This is a genomic window from Croceicoccus sp. YJ47 (genome assembly GCF_016745095.1).
Lineage (GTDB): Bacteria > Pseudomonadota > Alphaproteobacteria > Sphingomonadales > Sphingomonadaceae > Croceicoccus.
The window spans coordinates 2,623,657-2,636,132 of the sequence record NZ_CP067087.1 but is presented as its reverse complement, the minus strand read 5'-3'; the positions used below and the strand labels follow the sequence as shown (position 1 = coordinate 2,636,132).

The following is a 12,476-nucleotide window of genomic DNA, read 5'->3' as shown; positions in this document are numbered from 1 at the left end:
GCCCTCTGCCCCCGGTTCTTCGTCATCGTCGCGCCTCCCCGGCTCGCAAATCCCGCCGCGCGATGGCCCGGTGCAGCGTCCGATGTATGCCTTGCTGCTACGGCTCGGCGCGGGCGCGACGCTGGCGACGATGCTCATGCTGGTGAAGCTCGTGTCGGCGCGCGGTGTCGATCTGCCGCATATTTTGCTGTTTCGGCAGGCCGTGTCGGTGCCGGTGTTGCTGGGTTTCCTGCTCGTGAGGGGGAAATGGGCCGGCTGCGGAGCAACAGGCTCGTGTCGCACGGTATCCGCGCGATAACCGGATCGACCGGCATGGCGCTGACCTTTGGTGCGCCGATCCTCCTGCCGCTGGCGGTTTCGACGACGCTGGGCTTTACCTCGCCGATCTTTGCCGTGGTGCTGTCGGCCCTGTTGCTGCATGAAAAGGTCGGACGCTGGCGCTGGTCCGCCGTGTTGCTGGGGTTTGCGGGCATTGCGATCATCGCCGGGCCCGGCGGAACGGATATCGACCCGCTTGGCGCGGCAGTCGGCATCGCGGCGGCGTTCATGGTCGCGCTGATCTCGATCCAGATACGCGACCTGTCACGGACGGAGGACAGCATCGCGATCGTCGTCTATTTCGCGCTGTTCTCCGCGCCGGTGCTTTTCATCGTCTCCTTGTTCTTTCCCTGGCCGACCGACTGGACCGATTACGCGCTCCTTCTTCTGGTCGGTGGGTTCGGCACCGCGGCGCAGCTGTTTCTGACCAATTCGCTCCGCTATGGCACGGTGTCGAGCGTGATCGTCATGGATTACGCCATGCTGATCTGGGCCACGCTTTACGGGTGGCTGGTCTTCGACAATCTGCCGTCCGTCATGCTGTGGTTCGGCGCGCCGCTCGTCATCGCGGCGGGCGCCATCATCGTATGGCGCGAACATCGCCTGTCGAAAACGCGGAATGAATTTGGCGAACTTTGAACGAATTATGGGGAACAACGCGCCCATCGCTTCGTTGGGTGGCGGAACAATCAGCAAGGAGCATCCCATGATCCGTCGTATTGCACTCGCCGCTGCCGTCGGCAGCCTGGCTCTCGCCGCCGCCGCCTGCAACACCGTAGAAGGTGCTGGCGAGGATATCGAATCCGTCGGCGAAGCGGCAGATCGCGCCATCTGAGACACGGCGGGCTCTTTTGCCCGTTTTGAAAAGGCCCGCAGGACTGCCCGTCCCGCGGGCCTTTTTCGTGCGCTCTATCGCCGGTAGATCAGCATCAGATTATTCGCCGGCATCGGGATCGGCTCCGCAGACCGCAAGCCATTTTCCTGCGCGAGAGCGTCAAGCGCGTCCACCCGCCGCAATCCCCACCTCCGGTCGCGCGCCTTGAGATTTTGATCGAAAGCCAGGTTGGACGCGGCCGTTTCGACCCCATCGCGAAGGAACGGACCATAGATGATGAGCGGGCCACCCTCCCGCAACACCCGCGCGGCGTTTGCGAAAAGACCCTGCGTCGCGGACCAGGGACTGATATGCACCATGTTGATGCACAGGATCGCATCGGCGCTTTGCACGGGCCATTCGGTCGCGCTCGCATCGAGCCGGACCGGCGCGCGAAGATTGGCAAGCCCGCTGTCCTCCCCCCATACCCCGATGGAGGAAAGCGCCTGCGCATCACGATCGCTCGGCTGCCAGACCAGCGCGGGGAACAGCGACGCGAAATATGCCGCGTGCTGCCCCGTCCCGGACGCGATTTCCAGCACTGTGCCCCGCCCGGGAAGCACGTCGCGCAGCACCGCCGCGATGGCGTCGCGGTTGCTATGAGTCGCGGGGGCGTCGCGGCGCGCTTCGCCCCCGAACACGAAAGGTTGCGGACCGGCGCCGCCTTCGTGTCCGGGGTCGTTCAACGTCCGCCGGTCTCGCTACGCGTCGGCTCGCCCGCCGGGGCCGGATCGCCCTTCCAGACCAGCACCGGCTTGCGCGCGGCCTGCGTTTCGTCGAGCCGCCGACGCGGAGCATAATGCGGTGCGGATTTCAGCGCCTCGTCCCCGTCCTTTGCGCGGGTGACCACGTGGCGCAGGCTGGCGATCAACCGGTCCAGCCCGGCGCGGCTCTCGGTTTCGGTCGGCTCGATCAGCATGGCGCCATGCACGACGAGCGGGAAATAGACCGTCATCGGGTGGAACCCTTCGTCGATCAGCCCCTTCGCAATGTCGAGCGTGGTGAACCCTTCGGCCAGCCCGGCATCGGAAAACAGCGCCTCGTGCATGCACGGCCCACTGCCGCCGAACGGCGCGTCGAGCACGTCGTCGAGGCTGCGCAGCACGTAATTGGCGTTGAGCACCGCGTCCTCCGCGACCTGCCGCAACCCGTCGACCCCGTGGCTGAGCATGTAGGCGAGCGCGCGGGTGAACATGCCCATCTGCCCGTGAAACGCGACCATCCGGCCAAAGCTGTCGGGGAGCAAGTCCTTCGCCCCGCGCTCCTCCACCATGCGCAGGCGGCCCGTGTCGTCGCGGCGGACGAAAGGAATCGGCGCGTAGGGGGCGAGCGCCTCCGACAGGACGACCGGACCGGACCCCGGCCCGCCGCCGCCGTGGGGCGTGCTGAACGTCTTGTGCAGGTTGATGTGCATGGCATCGACGCCGAGGTCGCCGGGACGCACCCGCCCGACGATGGCGTTGAAATTCGCGCCGTCGCAATATACGAGCCCGCCCGCTGCATGCACGGCGTCCGAAATCGCCTTCATGTCGCGCTCGAACAGGCCGCAGGTGTTGGGGTTGGTGATCATGACGCCCGCGACATCGGGGCCGAGCCGCGCCTTCAACGCTTCGAGATCGACGCGCCCTTCCTTCGTCGCGGGGATGTTTTCGACCGCGTACCCCGCAAAGGCGGCGGTTGCAGGATTGGTGCCATGCGCGCTTTCGGGGACGAGGATCACCGCACGCTTGTCGCCGCGCGCCTCCAGGGCGGCACGGATCGCGAGAATACCGCACAGCTCGCCATGGGCGCCGGCCTTCGGGCTCATCGCGACGGCACTCATCCCGGTGAGCGTCACGAGCCATTCGGCCAGCTGCTCGATCACGGCGAAGGCGCCCTGCACCGTGTCCATCGGCTGTAGCGGGTGGATGTCGGCAAAGCCGGGCATGCGGGCAACCGCCTCGTTCAGCCGGGGATTATGCTTCATCGTGCACGATCCCAACGGGAACGGGCCGAGGTCGATGGCATAGTTCTGCCGCGAGAGGCGCGTATAATGGCGCACCGCTTCCGGCTCGGCGAGGCCGGGCAGGTCGACCGGCGATTTCCGCGCGAAACTGGCGAGTGCGGGGCTGATGTCGTCCGGCTCCTCATCGAAATCGACGCCGCAATTGCCGCGATTGGCCAGCTCGAAGATCAACGGCTCTTCGAGGTTCAATGCCATGTCGCCGCTGCTCGTCGGGGTTTCGCTGCGGTAGGCCGGACCCATTTGCGGTTTCCAGCCCGATGCGTTGGGGGCGTTCATGCGGCGTCTCCCGAAATTTCCTGGGCGAGCGCAGTGGCGAGCGCCTCGATATCCTCGTCGCTGACCGTTTCTGTCACGGCCACGATCAACCCGTCCGAAAGCGCGTCCTGACCGGGGAACAGGCGCCCCATGGTCACGCCGGCCAGCACGCCGTTCTTCGCCATGCGCAGTGCCGCCTCGCGCGCGTCGCAGCCGATGCGGATGGTGAACTCATTGAAGAACGCGTCGTTCACCAGCGAAACGCCCGGAATCTGCGCCAGCCGCGCCGCCGCCTTCGCCGCGCGGGCATGGTTGATGCGCGCCATCCGGTCCAGCCCGACCCCGCCGAGCAATGTCATGTGGATCGAGAACGCCAGCGCGCACAGCCCCGAATTGGTGCAGATGTTGCTCGTCGCCTTTTCGCGCCGGATATGCTGTTCGCGCGTCGACAGCGTCAGCACGAAGCCGCGCTTTCCGTCCGCATCCACGGTTTCGCCGCACAGGCGTCCCGGCATCTGCCGCGCATATTTCTCCCGCGCGCCGAACAGGCCGAGGTAAGGACCGCCGAACTGCAAACCCACGCCGAGCGATTGCCCCTCACCCACCACGATATCGGCGCCCAGCGCGCCCGGACTTTCGAGCAGGCCCAGTGCGACCGGCTCCGTCACGACGGCGACCAGCAACGCACCCTTTTCATGCGCGGCGTCGGCGATGCGCGAAAGGTCGGGGATGCGCCCCAGCAGATCGGGATATTGCACCACCACGCAGGATGTCGCGTCGGTGATGCCCGCGATCACGCGATCGTCGTCGGTTTTGGCCATCAGTTCGGGCGTCGCAATGTCCAGCGTATCGCCGGTATATTTCGCCATGGTCCGCGCGACCGACACGTAATGCGGATGCAGGCCGGACGACAGCACCGCATGGTCGCGCCGGGTGATGCGCCCGGCCATCGCGATCGCTTCCCAGCATGCGGTGGAGCCGTCATACATCGACGCATTGGCGATGTCGGTGCCGAACAGGCGCGCAACCTGCGTCTGAAACTCGAACAGGACCTGCAACGTGCCCTGCGCAATTTCGGGCTGATACGGGGTGTAGGCGGTGAGGAATTCGCCGCGCTGGATGATATGGTCGACGGTGGCCGGAATATGGTGTCGATACGCCCCGGCGCCGAGGAAGAACGGCGCATCCGCCGCCGACAGGTTCTGCGCGGCGAGGCTGCGCATGTGCCGTTCGACCGCCATCTCGCTGGCATGGGCCGGCAGGCCGTCGATCGGGCCGGACAGGCGCGCGCCCTCCGGCACGTCGGCGAACAGGGCATCGATATTGTCCGCGCCGATCTTCGCCAGCATGGCGGTCCGGTCGTCGGGGGTCAGCGGCAGGTAACGCATGTGCGGGTCTTTCCTCTGGCCAGCGCAGATTACAGGCTGGCGACGTAATCCTTGTAGGCGCTCTCATCCATCAAGCCGTCGAGTTCGGACGGATCGGAGAGCGTCACCTTGAACAGCCAGCCCGACGTTTCCGGGTCCGAGTTCACCGTTTCGGGCGCGTCCTCCAGCGCATCATTGCTCGCCGTCACCTCGCCCGATACCGGGGTGTAGACGTCGGAGGCGGCCTTCACCGAATCGACGACGGACACCGCGTCGCCCTTCTTCACCGTGTCGCCCGCACCCGGCAATTCGACGAAGGTGATGTCGCCAAGCTGTTCCTGCGCATATTGGGTGATGCCGACGGTGCCGGTGTTGCCTTCGACGGCGATCCATTCGTGGTCCTTGGTAAAATAGGTCGTCATGTCAGGCTCCTGTCTTGGCTTTGCGATGATCGCGATGGGGGACGAAGGGCATTTCGGCAACGGTCGCCTCGATCTGGCGGCCGCGCATCTCGATCGTGACGCGCGTGCCCGGCATGTCGTGGCCGGTGGCGATGGTGGCCATGGCGATGGGCTGGCCGACGCTGGGCGCGAAACCGCCGCTCGTCACCGTGCCGATGCGCGCCTCGCCGGCAAAGACGCCGGCCCCTTCGCGCGCGGCCATGCGGCCCTCGATCGTCAAACCCACGCGCCGGGCCCCGGCCCCGCGTTCGAGCAGGGGCAGCACCGCATCGGCGCCGATGAAGCCGCCCTCGCTCCGCCGCCGCTTCGATATGGCAAAGGCGAGATCGGCCGTCACCGGGTCCACGGTTTCGGTCATGTCATGCCCGTAGAGCGGCAACCCCGCCTCCAGCCGGAGCGAATCGCGCGCGCCGAGCCCGATGGGTTTCACCTCGTCCATCGCGACCAGCGCATCCGCCAGCGCGTGCGCCGCCTCGGCAGGAACGGAGATTTCAAAGCCATCCTCGCCGGTATAGCCCGACCGCGAAATGCCGAGCCTGTGCCCGTTCCACTCCGCCACCATCGCCTGCATGAAGGACAGATCGACGACGCCCGGAACGAGCCGGGCCAGCGCGGTCACCGCCTCCGGCCCCTGCAACGCGAGCAGGGCGGATTCGTCGAGATGCGTCAGCGTCACCGTTTCGGGCAGGTTTTCATGGAGCCAGGCAATATCGTCCCATTTCGTCGCGCCATTGACGACGAGGTAATATCCCTCGCCCGTGTTGGTCACCATGAGATCGTCGAGAATGCCGCCATCCTCATTGAGCAGGAGCGAATAACGCACCCGCCCGTCCTTCAACGCGGAAATATCGCCGGGAAGCACGTGTTCCAGCGCGGCGGCGACATCCGGTCCCGTCACCATGAGCTGCCCCATGTGGCTGACATCGAACAGGCCCGCATGTTCGCGCGTCCAGCCATGTTCGGCGATGATGCCCTCATACTGGATCGGCATGTGGTATCCGGCGAATTCCACCATGCGCGCACCCGCGTCACGGTGCCATTGGTCGAGTGGGAGGGTCATCACCTCCACCGCGTCGCTGTCTTCCACAATGTCGTTCATGCGTTCGGTTCCGTTCAAAAAGGTCGCGCCGGGCCATGATGACCCGATACGCCCCCTCTGTCACGGAAACCTGAGAGCCTTCCCCGCGTGACGCGAGGTTACACCGTCGGTGGCCCGGCCCGGTGGGGCAGGACTCTTTCCAGAGCATCGCTATCGACCGGCGCGGTCCCTGGTGCCTGAGAGTTTCCGGGGCGGTTGCTCCTTCGGCGGACGACACGATGCGTTCGGCATGAACGAATCGCGGCGACACTCTCCCGCGCGGTCAGCGATAGGCGTGCAGCCATGCGCATCCCCGCGGCCCAAGTCAATCGGCGAGCGTATCGGCACGCGCATGAATCGCATCGTTGTCGTGGATGAAAACGCCCTCTCCCGCCTCACGCGAAAGGGCGAGGATCGCGCGCGCCACCGTCTCGCCCGGAATCGACCGCATGGCCCGCATCCGCCCGCGCAGCAGCCGGTCGAAAACCGGCGCTACGGCAATGGCGAGCCGTTCCTTCACCCGCCGGTCGGCCCCGCGCGATCCGCGAAGGAGGCCGGGCCGCAGGATGTCGAGCCGCGCGAAACCGATGGTCTTGAGCGTATCCTCGACCTCGCCCTTTACCGAGAGGTAGAAATTGCGCGAGCCTGCATCGGCGCCGGCCGCGCTCACCACGATCATGCGCCGGGCGCCCACATCATGGGCCGCACGCGCGCAATCGATCACGAGATGCTGATCGACGCTGCGAAAGCCTTCCTGCGAACGCCCGGCCTTGCGCCATGTCGTGCCCAGTGAGCAGATCAGGCCGGCGGGCGTGAGGTCCGCGATGATCGCCGGCCATGCCCCGGTCGGCGCGACGATGCTGCGCGAAGGGTCGGCAACAGCGGGATTCCCGCGCCGCGCGAGGGCCACGATCCGGTCATCGCCGCGCTCCTCCGCCTGCTGCACGACCGACCCGCCGACGAGCCCGGTCGCCCCGACGAGGACGACGGCATCAGACATTGCTCAATTCCGCAGCGGGCGCCCCGAATATCTCGGTATAGCGGCGAATGGCGTAGAGGTCGGTCATGCCGGAGAGGAAATCGGCGATATGGCGGCTGCGCTCCGGTTCGGCATCGGGCATCGCGCGGCGCCAGTCGTCGGGCAGGAGGTCGGGCTGCGCGTCATAGGCAGAGAACAGCTTCGCCAGCAGATCATTGGCGAGATCGGCGGTGCGCAGCTGTGCCGGGTGGAAATAGAGATTGTCGTACATGAACCGCTTCAGCCGGCGTTCCTGCGCCGCGGTGCTTTCGGAAAAGCCGCAGATGGCGGCCCCCGCCGCGCGCACATCGTCCGCCGTCACGATCGCGTGGTCGGCGATGCGGGCCTGCGTTTCGGCGATGACGTCGTTCACCATCCAGCCGATCTGCCCGCGCACCAGCTCGCGCTGCAACCGATCGCGCGGCGCGTGGGGAAAGCGCGCCTCGATCCCGCGCCACTGATCCGCGATGAAATCCAGGCTCAGCAATTGGTCCATCGACAGGAACCCGGCGCGCAGGCCATCGTCGATGTCGTGATTGTCATAGGCGATGTCGTCGGCAATCGCGGCGACCTGCGCCTCGAGCGAAGGCCAGCGCGCCAGGTCGAACGGAAACGCCGCATCGAGTTCGCGCAGCGCCCACGGCAGCGGCGCATCCGGCGCGACCGGCCCATTGTGTTTCGCCAGCCCCTCCAGCACTTCCCAGCTCAGGTTCAGCCCGTCATGCGTGCAATACGGACTCTCCAGCCGCATCAGCACGCGCAGCGTATTGGCATTGTGATCGAACCCGCCATGCGCGGCGAGCGCCTGATCCAGTGCGCGCTCCCCCGCATGGCCGAAGGGCGGATGGCCGATGTCATGCGACAGGCACAAGGCCTCGGTCAGATCCTCGTCAAGGCCGAGCGCGCGGGCGATGACGCGGCCGATCTGCGCCACCTCGAGGCTGTGGGTGAGGCGCGTGCGGTAATGATCGCCGTCGGGTGCCACGAAAACCTGCGCCTTGTGACGCAGGCGGCGAAAGGCGATGGAATGGATGATCCGGTCGCGGTCGCGCTGAAACGGGCCGCGGGGACCGCGCACCGCGTTGTCGGGCGGGCCGAACTCGCGCCCCCGGCTATGGTCGGGATCGCTGGCGTAACGGGCGCGCGGGGCGAGTTCGGGACGGAACGGGGAATTCATGATCCGGCCTGATGCCAGATCGAGGGTGTCGCGGAAACGGGATCAAATCGGGAACCTGCGCGCGCGCGGCGGCCTACCCCTCGCCGAGGATGAATTCCGCCGCCGCGCGTGCATGGATATGCGCGCCGTCGAACACCGGCAGGACATTGGCGTCCGTATCCACGATCAGCTCAAGCTCGGTACAGCCGAGCACGACCGCCTCGGCCCCGTCCTTGCCAAGGTTGGTCAGGATCGTCTTCAACTCCCGCTCCGACGATCGCGTCACCTTGCCGATCATCAGCTCGTCATAGATGATGGCATCCAGCCGGTCGGCAATCTCCTCGTCCGGGGGGAGGATCTCGATCCCCTGCGCGACGAGCCGTTCGCGGTAGAAATCCTGCATCATGACATTGCGCGATCCCAGCAGGGCGGCACGGTCGACGCCCTTTTCCTGCATGGCCTTCGCGACGCAATCGGCGATGTGGATGATGGGGATCGACACCGCCGCGGCCACCTTGTCATAGACATGGTGCATCGAATTGGCCGCGATGACGAGCCCTTCGGCCCCCGCCGATTCCAGCCGCCGTGCCGATTCGATCAGCACGTCGGCCGCCCTGTCCCATTCCGCTTTTTCGCCGATGCGATAGAGCGGGCGGAAATTCAGGCTTTCGATCAGCATGGGCGCGCTGCTTTCCGGGCCGGCCTGCCGCTGCACGATGCGGTTGATGTCTTCGTAATAGGCGCGGGTGGAGACCCAGCTCATCCCGCCGATCAGGCCAAGTTTGCGCAACACTCGCGTCCTCGCTTTTTGCAATTCGATCCAGTTTCGGTGCCAACCCTTCCTAGAAACAAAAGGGGCGGCCCGTCCAGCGACGCACCGCCCCTTTTATCGCGAAAGGCGCAATGCCGCGCTATTCGGCGAGTGCCTTGTTAATTTGCTCCACCATCTTCTTCGCATCCGACAAAAGCATCATCGTCTGATCCATGTAGAACACGTCATTGTCCACGCCGGAATAGCCGACGCCGCCCATCGAACGCTTGATGAAGAAGATCGTCTTGGCCTTCTCCACATCGAACACCGGCATGCCGTAGATGGGGCTGCTCTTGTCCGTGCGCGCGGCGGGGTTCACCACGTCATTCGCGCCGATGACGAAGGCCACGTCGGTCTGGCTGAATTCGCCGTTGATGTCCTCCAGCTCGAACACCTCGTCATAGGGCACGTTCGCCTCCGCCAGCAGCACGTTCATGTGGCCCGGCATCCGGCCCGCGACCGGGTGGATGGCGTATTTGACCGTGACGCCCGCCTCTTTCAGAAGATCGCCCATTTCGCGCAGGACGTGCTGCGCCTGCGCGACGGCCATGCCGTAACCGGGGATGATGATGACCTGGCCGGCTTCCTTCATGAGAAAGGCCGCGTCCTCGGCGCTGCCGCGTTTCCACGGGCGGTCGACCTTGGCCGCGCCATCACCCGCATCGCCGCCGCCATCGGCGCCGAAACCGCCCGCGATCACGGACACGAAGCTGCGGTTCATCGCCCGGCACATGATGTAGGACAGGATCGCCCCCGATGCACCGACCAGCGCGCCGGTGATGATCATCGCCGTGTTGTGCAGGGTAAAGCCCATCGCCGCCGCGGCCCAGCCGGAGTAGCTGTTGAGCATCGACACGACGACCGGCATGTCCGCCCCGCCGATCGGGATGATGAGCAGGAAGCCGATGACGAACGCCAGCACGGTGATGACCGCGATGACCCAGATCGACTGATCCGCCGTGAAATACACGGTGAGCGCGAGGATCGCGGCCAGCGTGCCAAGGTTGATCACGTGCCGCCCGGGCAGCATGATCGGCGCGCCGCTCATCTTGCCCGCAAGTTTCAGGAAGGCGATGACCGAACCTGAAAAGGTGATGGCCCCGATCGCGATGCCCAGCCCCATTTCCATCCGGCTGACCGGGTTGATGACGCCGTCGATCAGAATGTCGAACGCCCCGGGGTTGAGATAGGCCGCCCAGCCGACCAGGACCGCGGCCATGCCGACGAGGCTGTGGAAAGCGGCGACGAGTTGCGGCATGTCGGTCATTGCGATTTTGCGCGCAATGACGAACCCGATGCCGCCACCAATGGCAATGGCGATCACGATTTCGAGCAGGCTTGCGATGTCGTGCGTCACCAGCGTCGTGACCACCGCGATCAACATGCCCGCCATGCCGTAGCGATTGCCCTTGCGCGATGTCGCGGGCGAGGACAGGCCGCGCAGCGCAAAGATGAAACAGATCCCGGCGGCGAGATAGGCGAGCGCGACCCACGGATTTACCGCATGCGTGGCCTGGGCGAGCGTGGGATCGGCGGCGATGGCCAATGCGTTTGCAATATCCATCCTAACGGTCCTCCCCCTTGGTGACGGGCTTGGGCCGTTCCTTCTTTTTATACATGGCCAGCATGCGTTCGGTCACGGCAAAGCCGCCGAAGATATTGATGCTCGCCATGACGACGGCGGCGAGGCCGAGCCATTTGGACGCGACCGATCCGGCCTAGGCCGATGCGATCAGCGCGCCGACGATAATGACCGAGGAAATCGCGTTGGTCACCGCCATCAACGGCGTGTGCAGTGCAGGCGTCACCGACCACACGACATAATAGCCGACGAAACACGCCAGCACGAAAATCGACAGGATCGCGATGAAATCCATAGGTGTCCTCTCCTCAACAATCCGGTTTTTCGGCAAGCGGCCTGGTCAGGGAGCCCGGATCGGCGGGTGTTGCATCGAACAATCCCATGGCACTCCCCCTTTTTGTGGCTCAGCTTGACAGGCGGTCGTGAACGACCTTGCCGCTGTGCGTCAGGCGGATGGCGTCGCCGATCTCCTCGTCGAGGACCGGCGCGCCCTTCTCCTCGTCCCAGAATGCGGACAGGAAATTGTAGAAATTGCGCGCCAGCAAGGCCGACGCATCGGCGGGAAGATGTGCGGGCGTGTTGGCATAGCCGATGATCTTCACGCCGTGGCGTTCGACGGTGGTGTCGGGGACCGATCCCTCGACATTGCCGCCCTGCGCCACGGCGAGGTCGAAGATGACACTCCCGTTCTTCATCGTGGCGATCTGTTCGTCGGTGATGAGGCGCGGCGCCGCCCGCCCGGGGATCAGCGCGGTAGTGATCACGATGTCCTGCCGGGCAATGTGGGAGGAGACGAGATCGGCCTGCGCGGCCTTGTACTCGTCGCTCATCTCGGTTGCGTAGCCGCCGCTGCCCTCGCCCTCGATCCCTTCGACCTTGTCGACGAAGATCGGCTTCGCACCGAGCGATTCGATCTGTTCGCGCGTGGCGGAGCGCACATCGGTCGCCGAAACCTGAGCGCCCAGACGCTTTGCCGTGGCGATCGCCTGCAATCCGGCGACGCCGACCCCCATGACGAAGGCGCGCGCGGCGGGAATCGTGCCCGCCGCCGTCATCATCATGGGAAAGGCACGTCCGAAATTATCGGCGCAGGCCAGCACCGCCTTGTACCCGGCGAGGTTCGACTGGCTGGAGAGGACGTCCATGGATTGCGCGCGGGTGATGCGCGGCATGAATTCCATGGCGAGCACCTCGTATCCCGCCTGCGCCAGCGCATCGACATTGTCGCGGCGGCCGAACGGATCGCAGATCGCGGCGACTATCGCCCCCGGTTTCGCGCCGTCGAGCAGGGCCGGCTCCGGCGCCGCCACGCCCAGCACGATATCGGCGCCGTTCACCGTCCCCGAAAGGTCGCCGACCGCCGCGCCCGCATCGGCGAAATCCGCATCCCTGATCGACGCCGATTGCCCGGCGCCGGCCTCGACCCGCACCGTCGCGCCCAGCTTGGCAAGCTTGCCGACCGTTTCCGGCGTGGCGGCGACGCGGGTTTCGCCCGCGGCCCGTTCCCTCAATATCGCGATGGTCGTCATGTCCGGCAGCCCCTCCCCCTTG

General features: G+C 65.8%; 13 protein-coding genes, 1 pseudogene and 2 riboswitches. Of the genes and pseudogenes, 3 read left to right on the top strand and 11 right to left on the bottom strand.

Translation table 11 applies throughout. The features are described 5' to 3' along the window. The first annotated feature begins 82 nt into the window (after positions 1-82). From JD971_RS16640 to JD971_RS12835, 3 genes are all read left to right on the top strand, one after another. Entirely contained in the window at positions 83-298 is a 216-nt protein-coding gene (locus JD971_RS16640; protein WP_236672087.1) for a hypothetical protein, read from the top strand. 14 nt (positions 299-312) lie between these two features. Then, positions 313-957, top strand: coding sequence for a DMT family transporter (locus JD971_RS12840; protein WP_236672086.1), 645 nt, complete (start codon positions 313-315; stop codon positions 955-957). 67 nt (positions 958-1,024) lie between these two features. Then, positions 1,025-1,153 (top strand): entericidin A/B family lipoprotein, encoded by a 129-nt coding sequence (locus JD971_RS12835; protein WP_202083959.1) that lies wholly within the window; start codon positions 1,025-1,027, stop codon positions 1,151-1,153. A 74-nt stretch (positions 1,154-1,227) separates the two neighbouring features. Here the strand turns inward: JD971_RS12835 and JD971_RS12830 are convergent, their stop codons facing one another. From JD971_RS12830 to JD971_RS12780, 11 genes and pseudogenes are all read right to left on the bottom strand, one after another. Next, entirely contained in the window at positions 1,228-1,878 is a 651-nt protein-coding gene (locus tag JD971_RS12830) for a DUF938 domain-containing protein (protein WP_236672085.1), read from the bottom strand. Next, a complete protein-coding gene (gcvPB, locus tag JD971_RS12825) occupies positions 1,875-3,473 on the bottom strand; it encodes an aminomethyl-transferring glycine dehydrogenase subunit GcvPB (RefSeq protein ID WP_202083958.1) in 1,599 nt (532 codons plus the stop codon). Before gcvPB ends, JD971_RS12830 begins: the two co-directional genes overlap by 4 nt. Further along, on the bottom strand, positions 3,470-4,840 hold the full coding sequence (gcvPA, locus tag JD971_RS12820) for an aminomethyl-transferring glycine dehydrogenase subunit GcvPA (RefSeq protein WP_202083957.1): 1,371 nt from the start codon (positions 4,838-4,840) through the stop codon (positions 3,470-3,472). Before gcvPA ends, gcvPB begins: the two co-directional genes overlap by 4 nt. Positions 4,841-4,869: 29 nt before the next feature. Further along, the gene (gene gcvH, locus JD971_RS12815; protein ID WP_202083956.1) at positions 4,870-5,241 is read right to left on the bottom strand and encodes a glycine cleavage system protein GcvH; all 372 of its coding nucleotides are present in this window, start codon (positions 5,239-5,241) and stop codon (positions 4,870-4,872) included. A gap of 1 nt (position 5,242) precedes the next feature. Next, a complete protein-coding gene (gene gcvT, locus JD971_RS12810; protein ID WP_202083954.1) occupies positions 5,243-6,379 on the bottom strand; it encodes a glycine cleavage system aminomethyltransferase GcvT in 1,137 nt (378 codons plus the stop codon). A gap of 47 nt (positions 6,380-6,426) precedes the next feature. Further along, positions 6,427-6,532: riboswitch (glycine riboswitch) on the bottom strand. Further along, positions 6,533-6,646, bottom strand: a riboswitch (glycine riboswitch). It lies immediately after the preceding riboswitch. A gap of 37 nt (positions 6,647-6,683) precedes the next feature. Then, complete coding sequence (locus tag JD971_RS12805; RefSeq protein ID WP_202083952.1) at positions 6,684-7,358, bottom strand: NAD(P)H-binding protein; 675 nt, start codon at positions 7,356-7,358, stop codon at positions 6,684-6,686. Further along, positions 7,351-8,553 carry a deoxyguanosinetriphosphate triphosphohydrolase gene (locus JD971_RS12800; RefSeq protein WP_202083950.1) on the bottom strand — a complete coding sequence of 401 codons (1,203 nt, stop codon included), beginning with the start codon at positions 8,551-8,553 and terminating at the stop codon, positions 7,351-7,353. Before JD971_RS12800 ends, JD971_RS12805 begins: the two co-directional genes overlap by 8 nt. Positions 8,554-8,626: 73 nt before the next feature. Beyond that, positions 8,627-9,322: an aspartate/glutamate racemase family protein gene (locus tag JD971_RS12795; protein ID WP_202087660.1), complete on the bottom strand. Its 696-nt coding sequence runs from the start codon at positions 9,320-9,322 to the stop codon at positions 8,627-8,629. Between the two features lie 121 nt (positions 9,323-9,443). Beyond that, a complete protein-coding gene (locus JD971_RS12790; RefSeq protein WP_202083948.1) occupies positions 9,444-10,907 on the bottom strand; it encodes an NAD(P)(+) transhydrogenase (Re/Si-specific) subunit beta in 1,464 nt (487 codons plus the stop codon). A gap of 1 nt (position 10,908) precedes the next feature. Then, positions 10,909-11,220 (bottom strand): annotated as a pseudogene (locus tag JD971_RS12785) (NAD(P) transhydrogenase subunit alpha). 109 nt (positions 11,221-11,329) lie between these two features. Next, positions 11,330-12,454, bottom strand: a complete 1,125-nt coding sequence (locus JD971_RS12780; protein ID WP_202083946.1) for an NAD(P) transhydrogenase subunit alpha — start codon at positions 12,452-12,454, stop codon at positions 11,330-11,332. Positions 12,455-12,476: the final 22 nt, after the last annotated feature.